This is a genomic window from Oceanirhabdus seepicola, from assembly GCF_023684385.1.
In the GTDB taxonomy this organism is placed as follows: Bacteria; Bacillota; Clostridia; order Clostridiales; family Clostridiaceae; genus Oceanirhabdus; species Oceanirhabdus seepicola.
Window position 1 is genome coordinate 1,367,137 of the sequence record NZ_JAGSOJ010000001.1, and the last position, 24,826, is coordinate 1,391,962.

The 24,826-nt window shown below is 27.8% G+C and carries 21 protein-coding genes; 5 read left to right on the plus strand and 16 right to left on the minus strand.

The genetic code is table 11. The features are described 5' to 3' along the window. Positions 1–1,302 carry a clostripain-related cysteine peptidase gene (locus tag KDK92_RS06025; protein WP_250858292.1) on the minus strand — a complete coding sequence of 434 codons (1,302 nt, stop codon included), beginning with the start codon at positions 1,300–1,302 and terminating at the stop codon, positions 1–3. 391 nt (positions 1,303–1,693) lie between these two features. On the opposite strand from KDK92_RS06025, the gene KDK92_RS06030 reads away from it, so the two are divergent. Both KDK92_RS06030 and KDK92_RS06035 read left to right on the plus strand, forming a co-directional pair. Continuing rightward, on the plus strand, positions 1,694–2,965 hold the full coding sequence (locus tag KDK92_RS06030) for a nucleotide sugar dehydrogenase (protein WP_250858293.1): 1,272 nt from the start codon (positions 1,694–1,696) through the stop codon (positions 2,963–2,965). 221 nt (positions 2,966–3,186) lie between these two features. Then, positions 3,187–4,899, plus strand: coding sequence for a glycosyltransferase family protein (locus tag KDK92_RS06035; protein ID WP_250858294.1), 1,713 nt, complete (start codon positions 3,187–3,189; stop codon positions 4,897–4,899). Between the two features lie 69 nt (positions 4,900–4,968). On the opposite strand, the gene KDK92_RS06040 is transcribed toward KDK92_RS06035, so the two are convergent. The 13 genes from KDK92_RS06040 to KDK92_RS06100 form a co-directional block, all read right to left on the minus strand. Then, positions 4,969–7,149, minus strand: a complete 2,181-nt coding sequence (locus KDK92_RS06040; RefSeq protein ID WP_250858295.1) for a CgeB family protein — start codon at positions 7,147–7,149, stop codon at positions 4,969–4,971. Then, positions 7,079–8,098, minus strand: a complete 1,020-nt coding sequence (locus tag KDK92_RS06045; protein ID WP_250858296.1) for a glycosyltransferase — start codon at positions 8,096–8,098, stop codon at positions 7,079–7,081. The genes KDK92_RS06040 and KDK92_RS06045 overlap by 71 nt, the downstream gene beginning before the upstream one ends. A gap of 174 nt (positions 8,099–8,272) precedes the next feature. Next, on the minus strand, positions 8,273–9,964 hold the full coding sequence (locus KDK92_RS06050; RefSeq protein WP_250858297.1) for an alginate lyase family protein: 1,692 nt from the start codon (positions 9,962–9,964) through the stop codon (positions 8,273–8,275). 60 nt (positions 9,965–10,024) lie between these two features. Beyond that, positions 10,025–10,735, minus strand: coding sequence for a glycosyltransferase family A protein (locus KDK92_RS06055; RefSeq protein ID WP_250858298.1), 711 nt, complete (start codon positions 10,733–10,735; stop codon positions 10,025–10,027). Positions 10,736–10,751: 16 nt separating this feature from the next. After that, positions 10,752–11,507: a glycosyltransferase family A protein gene (locus tag KDK92_RS06060; RefSeq protein WP_250858299.1), complete on the minus strand. Its 756-nt coding sequence runs from the start codon at positions 11,505–11,507 to the stop codon at positions 10,752–10,754. A gap of 46 nt (positions 11,508–11,553) precedes the next feature. Then, positions 11,554–12,285 carry a glycosyltransferase family A protein gene (locus KDK92_RS06065; protein ID WP_250858300.1) on the minus strand — a complete coding sequence of 244 codons (732 nt, stop codon included), beginning with the start codon at positions 12,283–12,285 and terminating at the stop codon, positions 11,554–11,556. A 147-nt stretch (positions 12,286–12,432) separates the two neighbouring features. After that, complete coding sequence (locus KDK92_RS06070) at positions 12,433–13,389, minus strand: NAD-dependent epimerase/dehydratase family protein (RefSeq protein ID WP_250858301.1); 957 nt, start codon at positions 13,387–13,389, stop codon at positions 12,433–12,435. 130 nt (positions 13,390–13,519) lie between these two features. Continuing rightward, positions 13,520–14,803 carry a protoporphyrinogen/coproporphyrinogen oxidase gene (locus tag KDK92_RS06075; protein WP_250858302.1) on the minus strand — a complete coding sequence of 428 codons (1,284 nt, stop codon included), beginning with the start codon at positions 14,801–14,803 and terminating at the stop codon, positions 13,520–13,522. A gap of 13 nt (positions 14,804–14,816) precedes the next feature. Next, positions 14,817–16,133, minus strand: a complete 1,317-nt coding sequence (gene rfbH / locus KDK92_RS06080; RefSeq protein WP_250858303.1) for a lipopolysaccharide biosynthesis protein RfbH — start codon at positions 16,131–16,133, stop codon at positions 14,817–14,819. 27 nt (positions 16,134–16,160) lie between these two features. Then, the gene (locus KDK92_RS06085; protein ID WP_250858304.1) at positions 16,161–16,610 is read right to left on the minus strand and encodes a dTDP-4-dehydrorhamnose 3,5-epimerase family protein; all 450 of its coding nucleotides are present in this window, start codon (positions 16,608–16,610) and stop codon (positions 16,161–16,163) included. Next, complete coding sequence (rfbG, locus tag KDK92_RS06090; protein ID WP_250858305.1) at positions 16,607–17,677, minus strand: CDP-glucose 4,6-dehydratase; 1,071 nt, start codon at positions 17,675–17,677, stop codon at positions 16,607–16,609. The genes KDK92_RS06085 and rfbG overlap by 4 nt, the downstream gene beginning before the upstream one ends. A gap of 5 nt (positions 17,678–17,682) precedes the next feature. Further along, complete coding sequence (gene rfbF, locus KDK92_RS06095) at positions 17,683–18,456, minus strand: glucose-1-phosphate cytidylyltransferase (RefSeq protein WP_250858306.1); 774 nt, start codon at positions 18,454–18,456, stop codon at positions 17,683–17,685. Between the two features lie 110 nt (positions 18,457–18,566). After that, positions 18,567–19,478: a coiled-coil domain-containing protein gene (locus tag KDK92_RS06100; protein WP_250858307.1), complete on the minus strand. Its 912-nt coding sequence runs from the start codon at positions 19,476–19,478 to the stop codon at positions 18,567–18,569. Positions 19,479–19,726: 248 nt separating this feature from the next. Between KDK92_RS06100 and KDK92_RS06105 the strand changes: the two genes are divergently transcribed. After that, complete coding sequence (locus KDK92_RS06105; protein WP_250858308.1) at positions 19,727–20,461, plus strand: hypothetical protein; 735 nt, start codon at positions 19,727–19,729, stop codon at positions 20,459–20,461. A 113-nt stretch (positions 20,462–20,574) separates the two neighbouring features. Here KDK92_RS06105 and KDK92_RS06110 read toward each other — a convergent pair whose 3' ends face one another. Then, positions 20,575–21,483, minus strand: a complete 909-nt coding sequence (locus KDK92_RS06110; protein ID WP_250858309.1) for a glycosyltransferase family 2 protein — start codon at positions 21,481–21,483, stop codon at positions 20,575–20,577. Positions 21,484–21,541: 58 nt separating this feature from the next. Then, positions 21,542–22,447 carry a glycosyltransferase family 2 protein gene (locus tag KDK92_RS06115; RefSeq protein WP_250858310.1) on the minus strand — a complete coding sequence of 302 codons (906 nt, stop codon included), beginning with the start codon at positions 22,445–22,447 and terminating at the stop codon, positions 21,542–21,544. Between the two features lie 254 nt (positions 22,448–22,701). On the opposite strand from KDK92_RS06115, the gene KDK92_RS06120 reads away from it, so the two are divergent. Further along, the gene (locus tag KDK92_RS06120; RefSeq protein WP_250858311.1) at positions 22,702–23,619 is read left to right on the plus strand and encodes a glycosyltransferase family protein; all 918 of its coding nucleotides are present in this window, start codon (positions 22,702–22,704) and stop codon (positions 23,617–23,619) included. 51 nt (positions 23,620–23,670) lie between these two features. Then, positions 23,671–24,765 (plus strand): polysaccharide pyruvyl transferase family protein, encoded by a 1,095-nt coding sequence (locus KDK92_RS06125; RefSeq protein ID WP_250858312.1) that lies wholly within the window; start codon positions 23,671–23,673, stop codon positions 24,763–24,765. Positions 24,766–24,826: the final 61 nt, after the last annotated feature.

A 24,826-nucleotide genomic window follows, 5' to 3' on the forward strand; every position in this document is an offset into this window, starting at 1 on the left:
TTATGAATATGAATTCAGTTTACTTAGATTCTTAACTTGATTTTTTGATTTCATTTCTATTTCATTGTAATTCCATCCCTTAAAAACGAATAATTTATTTAGTATTTTTTCTAATTCGTCTTTAGTTAAATCAATATTTATAGCGTGTATTTCACTTAATAATCCAGTCGGATGAAGCACAAAAGGCTTTAATCGCACTTGTGTATTTACTCTTTCAATGTTCTGATTTAATTTCAATGACTTTGAAGTTATTACATTTAACCAGTAATTGTTTTTACCGAAGCTTAAACTGTAATAAATCAATACAATATATGCAATATTTTTATTAGAAAAAAACATTTCATGTGTTGTTATGTTAAGTATGTTATTTGCATTATTAGATATTCTTTTATAATTAATAATTATTTTCTCAAAACTCTCCTTAACATCTATAACATATTGATACCATGGATCACTGCTATCTAAACTATTTATTAACTCATAAGGATTTTTCTTTTTATATCCCTGATTACTTAAATAACAATAAGCTAAACTATTAACCTTATTCTTTATTTTCTTGAGCTTTCCATGGTTAATCTCAATTGCTACTAAATCCATCTCTATACTATCTATTATCTTTCTTATTATTGCTAGTGAATCATCTGTAGTACTGTATTCTTCTATAGAATCAATTAATCTCTCATAAGGAAGTCCACTTATTGGCCCCTCACTAATATAAGTAAGCACATTTTTAACAGTATTTTTAGTTTTCTTCCCTAACTCGTACATTATTTCAATTGAATTCATATAACACATATCCATTACTAAAATATCAATGTTATGACCAACATCTTCTAAAATCATATTTAAAGCTTTACACATTTGAGGAACCCCCATCATATAAGGAGCATCCATACTTAAATCTGACAAAGCTGCAATAAATGAAGCTCCATGGCTTGCTAATACCACCATATAATGTTTTGCTTCATAATTCTCCATTCCCCATTTTATAAAATCATATAAGTTATGCGGATCTGCCATATTAAGTTTGCCTAAGTCTTTAATTAATTTTGATTTTGTATTCATTATATAATACCGCCTAACTCCAACCCATTCTTCATCATTCTCAGGTATTATCTCATTAGGTCTTATTATCTTAGCTAACTCTCTGCTTTCTCTAGCAATTTGCATCACAACATTGATATTATCACTTGAACCAACTTTTTCTGCATCTATTTTAGATTTCCATATTTCAGGCTCTAATTCATTGTTTCCATCTGCATAAATAAGTATGGTCCAATTTTTTTTATTTTTTCTATTCATTGGAATCTCCTTAGAAAACATCATATTGTATATTATGATAGATTGAAATAATTTCTACTACTAGAATAAGGCATATTCAAATAAATAACTTTTTTCCTCATATGACACTGCCCCCTAAAATCCAAGATTTTTATAACATTTTTTACATATAAACATATAATATACTGAATATTAAAATTCAAATATGAATATCAAAAAAATCAAATTATTCAGCCCATATGATAAAAAAATAGTCACAGTCATATATAACTCAATAAAGCTTTTACATTTTGATTCCTTGAATCTCCTTGAAACATTGGCTATTCAAGAAACCAAAATTCAGATTTATTAATGCGTTATATATAGTTAAGAAAAAGAAATACAATTTTCATTATGAAAGGAGAATTTACAAATGACAGTCTATGTTTTCGGTCTTGGCCACATTGGTTTGCCAATGGCTTGTTGGATAGCATCATCTAATATACCAGTTAAAGGCGTTGATATAAATCAGTCAGCGATAAATAATATAAAACAGGGAACAGTTAATATTGAAGAGTATCGTGATGGAATTCATATTTCTGAGATTGCTAAAAATCTAATTTCAAAAAATCTTTTAAGTGTTAGTACTGAATTTAAACGAATAGATAAGGCCCCTTCCGTTTTTGTAATTTCAGTAGGCATAGCAAATAAAGAAGATGGTTCACAGGATGTTTCTCCAATTAACTCCGTTTTAGATACAATCACACCTACACTTGTAGATGGGGATCTTCTAATCTTTAGGACCACTCTAATACCTGGTACATGTAATAATTTAATTCTACCTAGGTTAAAATCTCTAGCTGTTTCAGTAAGCTTAGCTTATTGTCCTGAAACACTTATGGAAACTCGAGCTTTCGAAGAATTAGAGAATAATCCAATGATTCTAGCGGGAATGGATGATATTAGCTTTAACAAAGCAAAAAACTTTATATCTTCTTTAACAGATGCGCCTATATACAAAGCCTCAAATATTAGAACTGCTGAAATGACAAAGGTAATTCAAAATATTGATAGAGATGTAAATATAGCATTAGTTAATGAAATCAGCGAAGCGACCTCTTTATTAGATATCGATATTTATGAGCTACAATCTTTAGTAAATACACATCCACGAGTAAATCTGCTTACCCCCGGTCCTGGCGTAGGTGGATACTGCCTTCCAAATGCATTTGAATATTTAGATAAAGCTATTATTGATAAAGAAAAATGTCCATTAACTTTAATTCGTACAGCAAGAAAACTTAATATTAAACGACCTGAAAAAATAGTAGAAATAATAAGAAATGCTCTTACTACTGAAGGAAAGAATATTAAAGAATCCACAATAGCTCTCATAGGACTAGCAATGAAGGATTTTTGTGCAGATTGTAGATTTAGTCCAGCTTTAGACATTGCTTCAATTTTAATTGAAGCAGGCATTAAGATTAAAGCATATGATCCAATGGTTCCATTAAACTACAATTTTCAATTTGATTCACTTAAAGAATGTGTTAAGAATGCAGATTGTTTAGTTATTACTGCAAATCAGGAAGGAGTTATTTCTCAACTTAAACAACTCCATGAGGATAAGAAGTTGCCACTGTTAGTTATAGACACTAGAAATATTTGTCCTGTTTTTCCTGGCATAAAACTATATAAACTCTAATTATTATAGTCAGGTGATTTTCATATACTGAGATATCACTTGACTTATATTTTTTGCAATTCTATTTAATTTTTATTTGCTAATACATTTAATTTCGTCAAATAATAACATTTTTTGGAGTTCTGAATATAATGTAAGTGAAGCAATAAATCATCCAATGCAACTTCATTTCATTTGAAGTGCTTGTATGTGAAATAAATATACCTAAGGTAGGTAATTAAATGAATGAAAACATCAAAATAAAAAAACCTTATTTAAAGATAGCATGTATTCTTGATCAATTCAGTTATGATTGTTTTAAATATGAATGTAATCTAATTCAATTGCATATTAAAAACTGGAAGAAAGTCATATCAAAAGAGAAACCAGATCTTTTATTAGTAGAATCTGCTTGGAAAGGCGTAGGTAACAGTTGGAAAATAAAAATATATGATATAAATAATACAAAAGATACTAACCTAAAATCTCTAATTGCATATTGTAATCGTTTAAATATACCAACAATTTTTTGGAATAAAGAAGATCCATTTCATTTCCAAAAATTTATTCATACCGCCAAATTATTTGATTATGTATTTACCACATCAGAGGAATCTATAAAAAAATATACTGGAGTATTAAAGCATAATAAAGTTTTCTGTCTTCCTTTTGCTGCACAGCCTCAACTTCATAACCCTATTGATAAAGATAAAATGAAAGTTAATAATGTAGCTTTTGCTGGTTCATGGTATGCTAATAAATATCCTGAGCGAAAAAAAGGTTTGGATTTTTTATTAACATCAGCAATGAAATATTCTGTTCATATATATGACAGAACCTATAATGTACCCTTCCCAACAAAAAAAAATTATGATTTCCCAGCAAAGTTCAAACCATATATTAGAGGTGGCTTACCCTATAACGAAATAGTTAAGGCATATAAAAAATATAAACTTTTTTTAAATGTAAATACAATAACAAATAGTAAAAGCATGTTCTCTAGAAGAGTCTTTGAGTTATTAGCTTGTGGTACACCTATAATTAGTAACTATGCTCTAGGAATCGAAGTCCTTTTCCCTTCCATTGTTAAATTATGCAAAAACAAACTAGACGCTGATAAATATCTTAAGGTTTTGCTAGGTACTAAAGATTTTAGAGATAGACTCTCACTACGTGGACAAAGAGAAGTGTTTAATACACACACCTATACTCACAGATTAGAAGAAATTTTAAATAAAATTGGGTTTAAATATAAGCAAATCCCTATGTCTGGTGTTTCAATAATTACAATTACTAATAATATTAACACTCTAAACAATATAGTAAATAATTATACAATCCAAAAATATAGTAAAAAAGAGTTAGTTTTAATCCTAAATAACAAAAAAATTGACATTAAGGAAATAAAGCTAAAGTTGAAAAAATATCGTGGAATAAGAATTATTCAAGCTGGAGAAAATCAGTCATATAACGATTATTTAAAATTAGGAATTGAAAATTCACAATGTGATTATATATCTATATTTGACTCAAATGATTACTATTCACCTAATTTTCTAACAGATTTAATGAATACTTTCAAATACACTGACGCAAAAATAGCTGGTAAATTATCACATCACTGTTTTTTAAAAAACAACAAAAAACTTATGCTAGTAGCTCCTAATTCTGAATATCGATATGTTAATTATTTATATAGTTCAACCTTAGTAATAAAAAAAGAACTCTTCAATATAATTAAGTTAAAAACCACTTCAAAAGAAAATATTTGGGATGACTTTTTTAATCAATGTATTAAAAATCATATTAAACTATATTCATCAGATAAATTTAATTATGTCCATATTGTTGATGATGTGTCTAAACTGAATAAAAATGTAGGTAAAAACAGCATGTTGGCTAACCGTAAAAACGTTAAATTGACTTACGAATATAAAAAACAAATTACAGTATAAAATTTATTATAATATTCCTATTAAAAATATCCTAAAATGTATATACTCATTTTAGGATATTTTTAAAGTCTAAATTTCAACCTTGCTTATTATTTCATAATCTTTTAAATTATAATTACAGTTTTGAATAAAATTATATTTATCTATGCTAAACATGCTATATCCCAATTTCGAATAATTTTTCATAGAAGAATCATTTGAAAATTCAAATATTATTTCTCTTGTTTTTTTGGATTTCAAAAGATTTTTGTGAATTATGCAAACACTACTCAATAAATCATCCGTATACTCAAATTCACATCCATTATTTTTTATTTCCAAACTATTTTTAATACTTTTCTTATCAAATGAGTAAATAGCTTTTTTCCCTATGATATTCGCCTCTGTATATTTCGTAGCCAATGCTAGATCCTCTAAATAATGCTTTCCATAAAAATTATTATTAGAAAAACAACTTATAAAGTCACCTTTAAAAATATCCATTATTTTAGAATCATTATTCACTGAGCTTAGTAAAAAACTTCTTATATTTTTATTATTATAGTTTTCTACTATATTCTTATTTCCCTCAAATTCTTTCAATATTAATACTAATTCCTTATTATCATATGACTGAGATTTAAATTTTTTCAAAATCATTTTAAATTCTTTTAAAGACCTAATAATACTAAAAACGCTTATTTTAGGAGATTTTTTAGAGATACCCATACCAACTTTTGATAAAATATAGTGTAACCTTTCTTCATAAGTGTGTTTACTTAGAACTAACCTAAGACCTGTTAAAGCTTTTTGGTTGTAATATTCTTCATCATTCATCAACAACTTAAAAGCTTCTTTTAATTCATTGATGTCATCACTAGAAGTAATAATGTCGCCAAAGATTTTTTTTATTCCTTTTGAATATGAACTCACAATGGGTGTGTATGAAGCAACTCCTTCAAAGACTCTTCTAGCAAACATAGTATCAGAATTCTTAACGCTACTTACATTAATCATTACCTTATACCCTTTATATGCTTTATTAATTTCATCTCCCACTAATTTCCCTTTAATATAAGTTTTGTATTTACTGGGAAATAAATAATTTGGATTATTATCTTCAAAATGTCTGTCATAAATATCTAGTCCGTATTCTACTGCAGCATTAAATATTCTCTGCATATCCACTTGCCTGTCTTTATATTTAGCTGCATAATATGCTCCTGCAAAACAAATCTTATTTTCTCTATTTTCATATAGTTTAATTGGATTGTGAACTTTAGGCTGTGCTGCAAAAGGAAGGCAATATACTCTATTATGATTTAAAAACTTTTTATAATCTTTAAGACAATTCACATCTGTTGTAAATACATAATCAAAGAATTGAGCTGTTTTAATGAACCGTTTAAAGTGTACTGGATCTTCCTTATTCCAAAATACTGTTGGAATTGAATTTTGTTTACACCATTTTATTAATTTTATTAATTCTTTTAAACCTTTTATATAATTTTTATTATAAGCCCCAACCTTCCATTTCCAACTACCTCCATTTCCCTTCCAAGCAGATTCTACAATCAAAATATGAGGTTTATCTTTATTCAGTATTTTATTCCAATTGTCTGGGTTAAAGGATATTACTTTACACATACCTTGGAAACATCTCATTGTAAAATCATCAAAAATCCCAGCAATTTTTAACTCTTTAATAGACTTGGGCTTATCATTTATTATTTTTTTTGGAGACTTACTTTTATTTATAATACAGTTACTTATCTTAAAGATTCTTATTTCCTTTAAGAAACATTTCCCACTGCCTTTAATTCTGATTCCAAATCTTATATATTTTGATTTTTTATTAGGAATAATTATTTTTTCTTTATTAATATTTATAAATTCAATAGATATTTTTTTATTTTCTGAATAAAAAATAACCGCAAGTGAAACGTTAATATTTTTAAACTTTTCACCTACAAACTGGATTTTATACTTACAATTAGTATCTACCTTTAACTTCTTCTTGGAAGGCAATTTATTGAAATTTGTATTTGCTTCTAGATAAGATAAATATCTTTGCTGAGAATTTTCTAAAAAAGATTGAACTTCTAAAAATCTATTATTATCTCCAAGTATTAAATCACTATTTTTTTCAACAAAGAAATTTCCTCTATTGATAAGAATTCTATTAACAGCTTTTCTATATCTATTTTCCAATGTTCTCACACTCTTTTTTAATAATTTCTTCCCATTTACTACAAATAATTTTTTTATCAAATCTACCTCTTGCAAATTTCACAACATATTTTTGTAATGAATTCAATCCATTATCTTTACCTATATTATGAATTAATAAAGCAGCCTCTTCATTATTTTTAAATACAAATTTTCTAGGATAAAGCTCATTTGCCCCTTCCCAATTATAAATTATAGGTATACTTCCTGATGCCATTCCTTCTGCTACTGCTAAATGAAAGCTTTCAAAATCACTTACTGAGAGTATAAACCCTATTTTACTAAACCAATTGAAAACATCTGAACTCCAAGGTTCAAAGATCACCGAATCTTTCCATTTACTATCATTAATTCTTTTAAAAACTGATTCATAAAATTCTTTTTCATCTTTCTTTTTCCATAACCATGAATATTCTTTTGGATGTTTCCCTTTAATATAAAGCTTATATTTTTTATCTTTTGACCATAGCTTTTCAAATATATCTAAAGCTTTATCCAATCGTTTTCTGCTTGGACAACAGCCTAATAATCCTAAATTGTATTTGCAATCTTTAGTTTTATTACTATTCAATTTTTCACTATCAATTAAATTATATATAATTGATAGTTTACTATCAGGTATTTTAAATTTACTCTTAAGATCCCTTGCTATCTTGGGCCCCACTGTGATGATTCTATTTATATTTTTCATATTAAATTTGAATGGATATTTAGTTTTCAGTTCTTGTAAATGCATTCTAACTATCAATACCTGATTTTTTCTTTTATGATTTGAATACCAAACTGAATTACCAAGCCCCCACTCACACACTATTACATCTGCCCATTTTAAGCATTTATAGCTTAATTCTTCATTATGCTGATTATGCCCCTTCCATAAATCTATTTTCACTTCATAATTTTTCTTACTTTTGAAATATTCAATAAGCATCTTCGCAAATTTCAAGTCATGACCTGCAAATAGAAGTTTTATCTTATTATTTTTTTCCATTAATGTTATACCTCCCGCTATAATATTTTATGCAGAATATTATCTTTTGTTATCATTTATAATCTAAAAAGCACGGTTCACCGTGCGGTAAAACAAATGGAGAATGGAGAGTTGAGAGTTGTTCTCCACTCACCACTCTCAACTCTCAACTACGCTTTTAAAATTCCCACTTCATTAATTCATGATTGTAAACTTTGTTTTTATACTAACATTTCTTCCTGTAAAACCAATTATTAAAGCACTAGTAGGCTTCTGCTGACAAAATTTTTCACATATCCATCCTAATACGAATGGTTTAACCTGTCCTCTTATTGTTCTTATTGAAAACTTAGTATTTGTTTCAATTGAAACTCTCATCACTAATACTTTTCCTCTGTATAACAAGATTTTTGTACCTTTTATAACAGGTTTAATATCATCAGCTAAATTCCATAGCAATTTATATTCATGCTCTTTTTCAGACTTAATATTATCAGTAATTGTAATATTTTTAGTATCTTTAAAATATTCAACAGTCCTAATATGCTTAACACCTTCAAACCTTTCATTAATGCCAGTCACTCTTGATATATTTTTATCTACCTTATACTCTGTCAATCTAACAGACTTATACTTACCATCTGTCCTAGGAAGACTTTTATTATCAACAATCAAGGTATTATGAGAAAAAGAAGAATAAGTGTATCTTGTAAACTTATTTTTATAATCAAACCCATTTGGTCCAGATTCTCTAATGATATCTCCATTAGAATATATCCATAAACTTAAATCATCACAATGCTTATGATATGCAACGTGATACGCTGCAATGAACAAAATATAGACCCCTTTTTCTTTCTTTTGCCAATCATCTCTAAATATTGCATAGCCTGACTTTGGAAATACTTTATCATTCTCTAGGGGAACTCTCCCCTCTCGCCCTTTTGTTACTGCATATCTATAATAAGGATTATTTATCCATATTCCTGATCTCGCTCTTAACCTATCTGTATCTCCTATCTGTGGCAAATATCCATCTGGCTTAATGATATACGTTGCAAATTTACTAGCTTTATTATATAGGTTAATTAATTCTTTACTAAAAGGACTATTTACAGAATTCAAATAATCTCCATATTTTTTCAGATATTGAGCTATCATTTGATGATATTTGGGCGAATGCTCCAAATGAATCCCTTCACTTGAAAAAATAAAATCAAAATATTCTTTCATTCTTGAACAAGCAAGTTTATTAATATTTTTACTATTATTAAACTCCCAAAAATAGTCACTATAGATTATTAATGCTTGATCTTGAAACATTCCATGATTTGTATTTTTAGAATAAAAATTAGAACTGCTTAATAACTTTACGTGTAAGAATATACTTTTCAAAAACAATTCACTCTCATTATCATTTAACAATTTTCTTGCTTCATTAAAAAAAGATATCCACGTCATTAACCTACTTGCTGTGGTTTCATCATGCCATGCCATCTTATGAGCCGGATTATTATAAGGATTATTTAATATCCAATCTTTTATAATTTCAAAACCCTTCAATAAATATTCTACTTTTTTACTCTTTTTATATGCAGCTACAAGATCATTTATAAAAAAATGTCCGTGTAATAACCTCATAAAGCTTCTAGTATTTTTAGGATCCTCTGTCCAATTAATTGACTTAGGATAACTAGTACTACCATAAGGTGGAATCATATATATATCATCTCTAATAATTTTTTCGGCTGCATTAATGTAATCCTTATTTATAGCAGATGGTAAAATATATTTCATTTTATCAATAATTTTACTCTTATCTACACTTTTATAATATTTGACTATTTTTTTTTTATCTTTAGGCCATTGGAAATATTGAAATTTCATTAATATACACCTAACCTTTTTAATTTGTATCTTACACAATTAATTCACTTATTACTTCACTTACCCTTTCCCTATAAATTCTCTTAAAATTTTTTCTACTTCTGACTTATTCTTTATAATGCCTTTTTTGAATTTTTCATCAAATACTGTCCTAGTATTGTTTGAATGAGCATGCAATATAAAGTTATTCACTCCTACAATTTCATGTGGTTGTTTAACTATCCACTTATGCCCTATTCGCAACCAATGCCTTTCACCTTTTAAAAATTTATTAGTGTTATATATTTGTGTATAGAACGGAGGTGCTATATAAAAGTATTTAGCTAAACGCTTTTGAATTGAGTCATAAATATACCCTGATTGATTTACCAATATCTTCGTATTTTTATGAGGCACATAATCATACATCTGTTGTATATATGATTTGTGGTACATATCATCTGAATCTAATCTTATTAGATATAATTTTTTGAATCCCACTATATCTTGTTTAAGTTTAGAAGCATATTTAGAATTTCTTATAAACTCAATATTAGCAGGAAGTTTATCATATTTACTAAGTGCTTCTTGAATTAAGTCTTCAGTATTATCTGTATATTTAACATATACAATATAGTTTTGATTAGTTTGTAACTTTAAACTCTTAAGTGTATAATTCATAAATAAACCAATTCTATAATTAATCCACTCTTTAGTTAAACTCTTTTTATTATTTACTTCATAATCTAAAACATTGATCATACTTTCAATAATAATTTTTTTATCCTTCATTATTCTTCTCCTAAATTTATATTATTCTATCCACTGCTCTACCCATAAAATCAAATAATATTCTTCTAACTTTTCTTTTATCTTTTATATGATTTTTATGATTTAACCATAATTTATGATAACCAGGATTCAAATCATACTCTAACGTGTTTTTTGAGTGTATAGTTCGAATAAAGTTTTTTTCTCTGATGATTTCATTAGGCAAATTGATTACCCCTTTATGACCATTAACTGGTATATACTTAGCTTGATTATATATTCCACTTAAATATTTTTTTGTATTATATATGAAAGTATAGTAGTTAGAACTTCCATGATGAAATTTTAACAATTGTTTTAGTTTTGTATCATATAAATAACCGTTTACATTAATTAACACTAAAGTATTTTCTTTAGGATTATAATCATGTAAAAACTGTACATGGGTCCTTTTATACATATCATCAGAATCTAATCTAGTTAAATAAAAATAATCATAATTCATAATAGTATTTCTTACATGTTCTTTATAATTAGACTTCTTTAAAAACTTAACATTAGTTGGAAGTTTTGGATACTTCCTTAATGCCTCTTGTACTATATTTTCTGTTCTATCATGATATTGAATAACAGCTATAAACTCTTGGTTTGTCTGTGCTTTTAAGCTCTGTAATGTATATTTCATAAATATACTAATTCTATACTCAATCCACTCTTTAGTAAATCTTTCTTCTGAGTTTTGTTTGAATGCTGCAATATTCAATGTGCTAACAATATAAATTATTTTTTTCATTTAACCACCTTTTCTTTAGTATTTATCAGGATTTTATATAAATATATTACTTTTTACCAATAAACTGCTTTAATATTTGTCGAACTTTTGACTTATGAATTTGCTTATACTTTTTAGAATTGAAATACCCTTCTTTTCTAATTACATTATTATTGTGTGCATGAAAAATATAATTGCGTCCCTGTAAGATTTCATGGGGTAACTTAATTACACCTGTATGCCCATGCTCTGTTTTATACCATCTAACTCCTGAAAGAAACTCTTCAACTTTAAATATAAAGGTAAAGAAAGGAGGACTTTTATGAAAAAACTCTATTAATCGATTATTTATAGAATCATACACATATCCTTTTTGATTAATTAATGCTTTAGTTTCTTTCTTAGGTTGATAGTCGTGTAATTTTTGTATATATGATTTATGATACATATCATCAGAATCCAAACGTACAAAATATAAATAATCATGTCCTTTAATAACTTCTAATATATCCTGATTATATTGTTTTCTAGTTAAGAACTTTACATTATTCGGTAATTCATCATATTTAGCAAGGGTTTGTTTAACAATCTTTTCAGTACTATGATGATAAATAACTCTTGCTAAGAAATTTTGATTAGTTTGATTTTTCAAACTCTTAAGAGTATAGTTCATAAATATATCAATTCTATTCTCAATCCACTCTTTAGTAAATCCCTTAACCTCCTTCCCTTGGGTTTTAACATTTTCTTTATATTCAAATACATTAAGCTTAATTCTTATATAAATTATTTTACTCATAATCTTCATCTCCCGTAATTAGATACTTTAGATCTATTTATAGATATCATACCGTGAAATTTGCTTTATGCACACCTTAGAAAAAGTTATACGATAATGGTTCCAAAATCTCAGCGTTTCAATGAGTTATGGACATGTATAAATCAATTATTGAACTGAGATATCTATATTAAAATAAAGTTCAATAGTTTTCTTAATCTCTTGTTTAACATTATTTATTGATTTATATCCCATTAATTTCACCTTGGATATATCATATACATATTGAATAATATTTTCTTTTACAACCTTATTGGTATGAAGTATTGTTATTTCTTCATTTTTAAATATTTTTTCATAAATCTCAACTGTTAAATCCGCTATTTCATTAATTGAATAATTCTTTTCTCCACCAACATTAAATATTTCAAATTTACTAATTTGATCTTCAAAAGATAACTTAATTGCGTTGTATAAATCCAATATAGAAATAAAATTTCTTATCTGTTTTCCAGATGAATTAATGATAATTTTTTTATTATCTACTATTTGCTTAATAAAATTGTTTGGAACTAAGGACCATCTATTAATTTCATTAAACAAAGGACCTGTGTAAAAATTAGAAGGTCTTAAAACTACACAGTTAATGTTAGAATATTTCGAATATTGTTTACAGTATAATTCTCCAAAATAATGTGTTATTCCATAATCATTAATTGGGTTTGGACAACATTTTTCGTTAATTACAGTATTATTTTTTTGACTTCCATACACATGAAAAGTAGAAATATAAATAAACTTATTTATACCTTTCTCTTTACAAATATTCAACATATTTTTTGTTCCAAATGCATTTACTGTAATGGCCTGTTTAGAATTATTTAAACACACATTTTCATTTGCTGCTGCAAAGTGAACTACACAATCAAATTTTCTTTTTTTAATCTTCTCTATCAAATTAATATCTGTAATATCTCCTAAAATAGTTTCAAATTTCTCTGACCATATTTTCATATAATCAGGTATTCTTCTTCCCAGTAAAGTTACATTAACTCCTTCTCTATAAAATAACTCTGCACAATAACTTCCCAAATACCCAAATCCACCAGTTATTAATATATTCATATTATTTCAACTCCGAATAGAGATTCCAGTTCAAAAGTTGATTTATACATGTCCAAAACACCTTAAACCATGGTGATTTTGATACGGTTATCGTATAACTTTTTCTAAGGTGTGCATAAATCAAGTTTCACTAAGGAATCTCCGTAATTAATTCCTTAGCTACTTTTTTGCCACTTAATAAACTTTGATCACTCCATAAATAATCCCATTCACCAAAGCGACCAATATATCTAATTCCAATCTTGTCCAGATAATTTTGTATTATTTTCTTATTTTTATGAATGTCTTTATAAAAGATCACATTACCATATTCAACATTTCTGTAATCCATAAATATTATTTCACTTTTACGAGCAATATTTAATTTTTCTATTACATTTGAAACATGCTCTAAAATATTAGCTCTATTAATATTTATTGGTTTGTATTTAGAATAGTGAATTTCAAATTGTAGAGAACTGCATCCTGATGGCACATTATTTTTTGACTTTAAATTTGGTGAATATGCTCTCGCCGGAAGCAAATCTTCATCATAAATATAAAACCATAGATTTTTAACTACATCTGGTTTATTAAATCCCACAGATATTAATAAAATTGATGTAGCCACTAAATTATTTGCTGCTTCCCTCACTACTTTAGGTGCATCCTTTATTATATTAATTAATTTTGGTAATGGTATACTACTTATTAAAGTTTCATAGTGTATCTTGGTTCCATCTGAAAACTCTATTAATTTATTGTGACTATCTATTAAAACAGCCTTTTTATTTAATAGAATATTGGTTTCTTCACCCATTGGTTTTAGGAATGCTTTGTATCCACCTTCTTTAGGATATCTCATTTCTTTAGCATAATAAGTGTTTGGTGTTTTTTCACTCATTGCTCCGTACAATACTTCTTCAATACTAGGTCTATACACTCTATTTTTTATCCAAGATGTCTCTAACTTTTTCCCCTCTTCACACCAATACTTTTCAGTATACTTAAGTGAAAAGTTTTCAGCTATATACTGTCCAAACTGTTCATACAACCACTCTTCATAATTAAGAAACTTTTTATTATAAATAGGTCTATTAATAAAATCTTTTATTGCTTTAACCTTTTCTTCCGCGGGAAGTGGATATAAATTATTCTGTATAGGGTGCTTTAACCAATGTCCTTTATAATAATTACTAGGATTAGGTTCATGCTTGTAATAGTTTACCCTATCAAATATTTCCCTAACTTCACTGTACTTAGTGAATGATAGATGAATTGCTTTATCAAATATAAAATTATTAATACAAAAGCTATTACATAATCCCCCCCACTGTTCTTCTTTTTCATAAACTACTGCCTTTTCTTTTCCTAAAAAGTATGCAGCAGTTATTCCAGCTATGCCCCCACCTAATACAACAATACCTTTATCCATTATTTCCTCCAATCTACTCCTTAAAAAATTCATCTATACATTTTGTCATATATTCAAGTTTTTCTTCTGTAAGCCCTGGGTAAACCCCTAAGAAAAAGGTTCTATTCATTACTTGATCTGTATTTTTTAAATCTCCCACTACTCTACAATTTATATCTTTATACCCTGGTTGTTTTAGTATATTACCTGCAAATAACATCCTTGTTTCAATTAATTTTGATTCTAAATAGGTTACAAAATCTCTTTTAGTAAATCCTGCATCTTCTTTAACTGTTATAGGAATAGCAAACCAGGAAGGCTCTGCTTTTGGTAATACTCTTGGAAGAATAAATTTATTCTCATACTTTTTAAAACAATCATATAAGACTTTAAAATTTTTCTTTCTTGTCTCTGTGAATTCTGGAAGTTTTTTAAGCTGTTCTATTCCCATAGCACATTGAATATCTAGAGGCTTTAAATTGTATCCTATATTGTTATAAACATATTTATGATCATACCCCTCAGGTAAGTCACCAAATTTAAAATCAAATCTATGCCCACAGGCTCCCATTGGCTTTCTTTCGCCTGTTTGACAATAGCATGCCCTTCCCCAATCTCTTATAGATAATGCTGCTCTATATAGCTCTAAGGAGTTTGTACATATAGCTCCACCTTCTCCCATGGTCATATGGTGAGCTGCGTAAAAACTATAAGTTGAAAAGTCTCCAAAGGTACCACATTTCTTTCCATCATAAATTGAATCTAAAGCATCACAAGTATCCTCAACTACATAAAGATTGTACTTTTTAGCTATCTCCATAATTTTGTCCATTTCCGCTGGATTCCCTAAGGTATGAGCAAAAACTATAGCTCTTGTTTTATCAGTAATTCCTGCTTCAATTTTTGAAGCATCTATATTATACGTGTCTTCTTCAATATCAATAAATACAGGGATTAAACCATTCTGTATTATAGGATTTAACGTTGTGGGAAAAGTCATAGCAGTTGTTATTACTTCATCCCCTTCTTTCATAGGGTTCCTTATTATAGGTGAACAAAGTGCTGAAATAGCTGCTAAATTTGCTGATGAGCCTGAGTTAGTAACTAAACAGTGTTTCATTCCTAAATACTTCTTGAACTCTTCACAAAATTCTCGTCCCTCTGCCCCTAATGTTAGCCAAAAATCTAAAGCCGAATCTACAACTGCTACCATTTCTTTTTCATCAAAAACACGCCCTGCATAATTAACTTTTGTTTTTCCAGGAATGAATTCTTCTTCTGACTTTCTTAAACTATATATTGCTTTAACTCTCTCTAATATTTCTTGTCTTAATGTTATTTCATGGCTCATTTTTTATCCCTCACATATATTAAAATTTTACCTATTATTTAAACTCCAATCATAATTAATAAAACAATTATCTGGATTCATTCTTTTCATAACATCCTCTTTATGAATTACAGTGATTAAATCTGCAACTATTGCTTCTTCATTTCCAACACATTTGAACCCATTCCATACCCCAGATGGTATTTGAACTAAGCAGTAATTTTTATCTCCAATATATAACTCCATTAATTCCCCCTTGGTTTTTGACCCTTCTCGATTATCAAATAGAACTAACTTAATCATTCCTTTCACAACTGCGTAATTCAAGATTGCATTCTCATGCAAATGCCACCCCTTCACTACTCCTGGATAAATTGTTGAAAAATATATTTCTCCAAAACCCTTAAATTCTGAATCACAACTTTCCTGCATTTTAAAAATAGTACCTCTATCATCAGGTATTCTTTTCAACGTTTTTACAATAACTCCATCTATCATTTTGAATACTCCTTAATTTGATTTAAACATAAATCATATACATTAGAAGTTTTATAATTTTTGTACCAATCTACCGTATATTCTATTGCCTCTTCCATATCTAATCTTGGTCTCCAATTAAGATAAGTTTTAGCCTTGGTACAGTCTAAACTTAATAACTTTGCTTCATGGGGTTGATTTTTATTAGATAAGTCTATCCACTGTCCACATCCCCATTTACTGATCATGAGATTTACTATTGTTTCAACATTAACTATAGAATTATAGTCCGGACCAAAATTCCATGCTCCAGAATAATTTACCCCATCCTCATACATTTTAGATGCTAAAAGTAAATACCCACTCAACGGTTCTAAAACATGTTGAAATGGTCGAGTTGCCTTAGGATTTCTTATTTTTATGGGGGTATTATCTATTAAAGCCCTTATACAATCAGGAATTATCCTATCTTTCTGCCAATCTCCACCACCAATTACATTTCCAGCTCGTACAGATGATATTGCTTTACCATGTTGTAAATATTCTTTAGGATTCATAAATGAATTCCTATAAGAAGCAATAAGAAGTTCTGCACATCCTTTACTAGAACTGTATGGGTCGTATCCTCCCATTGCATCAGTCTCTCTATATCCCCAAATCTGTTCATTATTTTCATAACATTTATCTGTGGTAATCATAACCCCTACCTTAACAAAGTGGGATTTTCTTATACACTCTAAAACATTTAAAGTCCCTATTACATTTACTTCATAGGTTTCCTTTGGAATTTTATAAGAAAGTCTTACAAGTGGCTGTGCAGCGAGATGAAAGACAATATGAGGCTTGTACTTTCTAAACACCTGATACAACTTATCCATATCTCTAATATCCCCTCTAATATCAACAATTTTTTCCTTTAATTTTGTAACTACAAAATTATCCTCTTGTGAATAAGGATCTAGTCCATAACCAATTACCTTAGCCCCTAATTCCTTAAGCCATATACTTAGCCATGAACCCTTAAACCCAGTATGACCTGTAACCAAGACAGTCTTGCCCTTAAAACAATTTTCAAACAAAGTATTCATACAAATCACCCCCAAACTTCCCATGGTCTTTTGCCAGAATTCCATAATTCATTAACCATTAGTAAATCTTTTAGAGTGTCTATTGCTGTCCAAAACCCATTGTGTTCAAAGACTGCTAGTTCACCGTCTTTGGCTATATTTTTAAGGGGCTGTTGTACAAACATACAATCTTCCTCAGGGATATAATCGTATATCTTTTTATTTAATACCATAAATCCTCCATTGATAAAGCCCCCCTGTTTGGGCTTTTCTTTAAAAGACTTAGCAATTCCATTTTCCACTTCAATTACTCCAAAAGATGAGGTTGGGTGCACCCCTGTTAAGGTGGCAATTTTCCCTTTCATTTTATGATATTTAATTAACTGATCAATATTCACATCACTTAACCCATCTCCATAAGTTAGTAAAAATTCATCTTCATTTAAATATTTTTTAATCTTCTTTAATCTTCCTGCAGTTAAAGTTTCAAGTCCTGTATCAACCATGGTAATATTTAATTTTTCAGTTCCTTTAGTATGATACTCTATATTTGATAATCCATTTTCTATATGGATTGTATAATCATTATTTTTCCAATGCATCTCATTAAAATATTGCTTTATCATATCTCCCTTATATCCAAGACATAATATAAAATCTTTTATTCCATAATGAGAAAACATTTTTATTATATGCCATATAATTGGTCTTCCACCTATATTCACAAGTGGTTTTGGTTTATATTGTGTCTCCTCTCCCATTCTTGTACCTTTACCACCACAAAGAATGACCGCCTTCATAAATCGACTCCTCACTTTTTAATTTCTTCAATAATTTACAAACTCTACTTTAATATATGTTTGTTTTACCTTTTTTGTGCTTAAATACAAAAATAAACTGACAAGTGTTATCACCTATCAGTTTCAGAAGTATTCTTATTAAATAATCGTTTAAATAATGAATTATTTTGATTTTGAGCTATCTTAAGATTTAAGTTCTTAATTTCATTTTTTAAGTTTTCTACTTCTTCACTTAATAATGAACTCTTATTTAAATACTCAGAAATTTTATCTTTTAAAGATAGAATTTCATTATCTTTTTCTAAACAATTTCCTTCTAATTCCTTTATCTTTTCCTCCTTAGCTACTAAACTTTCTCTTAGATAATTTAAATTTTTAATTTCATCTGACTGTTCGGAATTTTTCTCATTCATATCTAAGATTTGTTCTTTATATTGTTGAATAACCTCTTCCTGCTTCAATTTTCCTTCTCTTAAAGCTATTACTTCACTCTCTTTTTCTAAACAATTGTTTCCCAATTCTTTTATCTTTTCTTCTTTTGTTATGAGATTTTCTTGTAGCTTATTTAATACTTTAATTTTTTTTGCTTCTTCAAGATTTTTCTCATTCATAGACTGTATTTGTTCTTTATATTGTTTAATAATTTCTTGCTGCTTTAAATTTTTTTCTCTCTCACATGTTAGTTCATTTTCTTTTTCTAAATAAATTTTTTCTAATTCATTTATTTTCTCTTCTTTATATATTAGATTTTCATGTATGTGATTTATGTTTTTATTTAGTAATTCCTTATATTCCTGAAATTTATTATATTGCTTATTAATACTTTCAATTTTTCCTTCATATGATTGAACTCTTATTTTCTGATTTTTAAGCATATCTTCAAATTCTGAAATTAATTGTTCTTTTTGCTTAATCTGTTTTTCTAAATCTATTAATTTATCATTAACTAAGTTTATAGGACTTTTAGTAGTTGATACATCATGGTTTATTTTTTTTTCAGATTTATTACTATTGAACTCCATTTATACATTCCTTCCATATATTACTCTTTATATAAAATATGCAGAATAAATTATAGATTATAACCAAAAACTGTATTTTAAAGTCTCTTAAGTACCTTTTTTTATTTAATATAATATATATCTATTATCTTAATTTTTATTAGTTATATATACTAATCTAGTTATCACACATCCTTAGTATATTTCATATCATGTATTGTAAATACACTTATTTTATTGTGCTTTACTGCAAAGGAGGTAAAAAATCAATGACCACAATACAAAGAAAAAAAGAAATAAAAGACATATTTACTGCTATGGATAAATTGACTAAAAGCGAATTGGCAATGGCAGAACTTGATCCAGGCTGCTGTCCAAACGAAGATGAATGTATCTGTTTTATACCATTTTGCTGTTCAATGACTCTTCCTCAAGGTTTTGAATATATGGAAGATACAGACGATACCGCTAAGTTTGCTATTACCAAATGTTGCGTAAGAAAAGTTACTGGATACTGCGAAGTAGATACACTCGCTCAAATATGCAACATGCCAATTCCTGTTACAACTCAAGTTTTAGTAGAAAAGGTATTTGGGTGTATCAATTTTATAGTTTCTGTAGATGGTGTAATAGGAGATTGCGGCGTAACTTTAACAAATGATGGTTTCGGTAATTGGACTCCTCTTCCAACTGCTCTTACTGCTATTGACAATAAAACTGCTGCATGCTGCGTTGGTAGTGTATGCATAGATAAGATTGTTAATATTGTAGAAACACCAGATGTAAGTACATGTCCAATGTGGACTACTGATGATGAATTAACTTGTGATAATTTTGAACTCGTAGACTTCGAAGTAGTCACTGATGAATGTGACCCTGGAATGCCGACTCCAACGCCAACACCAACTCCAACACCTACTCCTAATCCACCTTATGCATGCAATCAAGTTGTAACCATTCGTGGAAAACTTAAACTTGTTAAAGTAGGAAATTGTTGTCCTTAACTTTTAGTAACTAAATAGTATCTCTAGAAATATTATTTAACAAACCATAGCTATAGTAGAAAATATGAAACAAGAGCAGTCGAAAGACTGCTCTTCTTTTATTTGAACTTGCCTTAATATGGTATTTTAAATTTCCTAAATATAAAATCATCATCATTAATACGTTCATTAAAATATTTTTCTCTTTGTTTAGAAATTAATTCTTTATTATCTATAATCTGAGCATTAGCAGTATCAAAACAACCAAATCTTCTTGCAATCTTTATTGTCTTTTTTAAGCGAAGTTCATTAAAATGAGAATAAGCGAAACATAACATGTTATAAATAACATTTGATTTAACCACCTCATACGGATGTCCCGTTCTAAAAAGATGTTTAACCTTTACAAATGGGTTTATAACAATTTTATATCCATATACCCAAGCTTTAAAACATATCTCCTCATCCTCTTTTCCCCATACTTTAAACAGACGATCAAATCCATTTATTTTCTCAAATGCTTCTTTAGTTATACCAAGTGCAGCTCCTCCTGCAATAGGTATTTCTGACCCTTCACTTGGTTTTCTTGTCAACCATTTAATTTGAAATTGCTTACTCCACGTTTGACCATAACCTACAGATAGTGGATTATATAGATCAATAATGCTAGGTGCCACTAAATCACTATTAAAATTTTTCATTGTATTTACAAGATTATCTAGCCATGCATTAGGTACTTTGATATGTGCATCACAAAAAAATAAATATCTCCCTTTAGCCGCTTCGGCTCCAACATTCCTTGCTTGTGCAGCCCCTACATTATCAGCCTTAATTAAAATAATATCCTTATATATTTCTTTATATCCTTTATACTCTAAAAAAGCTGTACTATTATCCTGAGACCCGTCATCTACAACAATAATTTCGAATTTAAGTTCGTTTTCTGACTTCATTAAAGAATCAACTGTCCACTTTAAATTATTCACTTCATTTTTACATGGAATAATTATAGAAACATCTACTGGATTAAGATTATCTACCAAAATATTTACTCCTTATCTTATATTGATTGATTTTCAAATACAATTCTGGTTTTATTCATTAAAAGCGAATTCTAAATTTCTTAAAGAAAAAGTCATCATCATAAGTACGTTCATTAAAATATTTATTCCTCTTATTAAGAATCTTTTCATAATTCTCCTTAATATCCTTCTGTACATTTGAAAAATTTATTTCCATCATGAACATTTTCATAGTTTTATTAAGGCGATTTTCCCCGAAATGATAATAAGCAAGACTTAAAGTATTATAAATAATATTAGCTGAAGTTACTTTATATTTTCTTTTTCTATTAAATAGATGGGCTACTTTCACTTCTGGATTAATTACAATCTTATACCCAAATAGCCATGCCTTAAGACATAACTCCTGATCTTCTGCTCCTAAAACTTGAAATAAATTATCAAACCCATATATTTTTTCAAAAGCCTCTTTTGTTATACATAATGCACCTGCTCCAGCAAAAGGAATTTCATCTCCAATTTTAGGTTTTCTTGAAATCCATCTAACAGCTAATCTATTATTCCATGTTAACCCATAAGCTGCTGCTAAAGGATTATATATATCTGTGATACAAGGGGTTACTACATCAGCATCAAAAGTTTTTAATGTATTTACTAAACCATCCAACCATTTATGTGGAACTTTAATGTGAGCATCACAAAACATAAAATATTTCCCATTAGCAGCTTCCACACCAATATTTCTTGCCTGTCCAGCGCCAATACTATTGGTTTTTATTAATGTGATTTTTTTATATACATCACCTTTTAAAAACACTGAACATCCATCACTAGAACCATCATCAACCACGATGATTTCATAATTAAGTACATTTTGAGATTTCATCAGGGAATCAACTGTCCACTTTAGATTTGCACCTTCATTTTTGCAAGGTATTATTATTGAAACATCTATATTTGTCTCCAAAATTTGTTTTTCTTTCAACCTACAGCTCCTTTCTTTATTTATATGTAATTAGACATATTCAAAGGTGAATTATGTATTTTATCCTGCTAATTTTATTATATTAATACTTAATATAAAATGTTTCTATTATTTAACTAACACTTCTATGTACAATCACATAAGATATATTAGAAAATCTAAGCTAACAAAAAAACTTTATAGAAATGATTGTTTTAAATTACTTTTATTAGTCAATAACTATTTTGTTATAAACACAAGGAAGTGACAATATAATGAGAAAATTAAAGATATTATTTATAACTAAAGACTTCAGTAATCATTTGGTGAAAGACTCTTACTATTTTTCCAATGAACTCTCAAAAATTACTGATTTAGTTTTATGGCATAAATCAGGAAATATCAGAGAAATATTAAATTACCTTAAATTTAAACCAGATTTTATTTTACTTAATGATATGAGACCAACAAGATGTCCAAAAATAACTGGTCTTTCTAGACTTAATATCCCTTTTGGAATTATTATGCATGATCTTCATTATAGACCAAGTGATAGAATAAAATTTGTACGTGATAATAATGTTAAATATATCTTTTCTATTTATAGAGATGAGTTTTACAGAAGATTTCCTAATCTAAAAAATAGAATGTATTGGATTCCTCATTTTATAGATCCAAATACTTTTAAAGACTATGGACTACCTAAAACTATAAATTATTTAATGATGGGAGCAATCGCCTCTACTTATCCATTAAGAACAAAAATGCTTTCAGTTATGAGAACAGAACCTGGTTTTGTATATCATAAACATCCTGGTTATCGTAATATTGTAAATCCTAAGGAATTTGCTGGAGAAACCTACGCTAAAGAGATTAACAGGTCTAAAATATTTCTTACAGATGGTTTAATATATCATTATCCAGTAATGAAATATTACGAGGTTCTTGGATGTAATACATTATTATTAGCACCTAAATCAAAAGAATTAACTGATTTAGGATTTATATCTGGAAAGCATTTTGTATCTGTTAATAGAAAAGACTTTTTACAAAAATCAAGATATTATTTAACACATGAAAAAGAAAGAAAGGAAATCTCAAAAAATGGATTTGAAATGGTACATTTTAAACATTCCGCAGCACAACGTGCCCTTCAATTTGTACAAATGGTCGAAAAAATTCTAAAAAAATAATTTTTAGTAATTTAAATATTGTAGATATACCATTTCGAAGGAGAAAGAATTATGAACAGCAAAAAAATTTTATATCTGGGATGGATTGGTCGTCATAATATTGGTGATGATTTATTGTTAGATATCTTTAAGAAAATATTATTAAACTTAAATTCTAAAACAATAATAAAACAGTATGATCCAACAAGAGGAACTAATATAAATCTAAGGCCCTATGATTTAATCTTACTAGGAGGAGGTTCATTATTACGCAATAGTACCTTTGTTAATGTATGTTTGAAAGCAAATAAAATGAATATACCTACTATTATATGGGGTTCTGGAACTGATATAAGAAATAAAACCCATGCTGAAAAAATAATTTACTATTATAACATCTCTAAAAATAACCCCTCCCTTTCTAAAAACAGAATGATTGAGCGAAATATTATAAATACTGTTAGAAATTCTTCATTAACTGGAGTAAGAGGTAATATTACTAAATTTTTATTAAATTCTAATAATGTTAAAATTATAGGGGATCCAGGGATTATATTTAGTAAAGTATTTAATAAATTACCGCTAAATGATGAGGTAAAAAAACTTAATTTAAGTAAAGAAAATACCGTTCTAGTCAATTGGGGGACATCTTATAATAGTATCTTAGGAAATAATGAGAAGACAGTAGAAGAAAAATTAACAATTGCAGTTAATAAATTATTAGACCAGGGATACAAAGTAGTGATATATCCTATATGGAATGTAGATTTACAAGTGTGCAAGAATTTTGCAAAGAAACTAAATCATAAAAATCTGCTATGTATTAATAAACTTTATAACGTATATAACCTAGCAAGAATGATACAATCATGCAAATTTACCATAAATCTAAAATTACATGCTAACATACTATCAATGTCTTATGGAAAACCTTTTATATGCTTAGGTTATGGGTTAAAATGTTATGATTTTGTAGAATCTATAAATTCAAAAGATTTATATATTCCTACTGATAAAGTTACAGGACATAAAATCTTAGAAAAGGTAAATTATATAAATAAAAATTATAATAATATTCAAGATAGATTTAATAAAAGTATAGATAAATATTATAAATTGCAATTAGATTATATAGAAGAAATTAATAAGTTTTTAAAAAATATGTAACACGTTGATATACGCACGATTACATGTGATAATTTATTAAGGAAATTTTTCAATTTCCTTA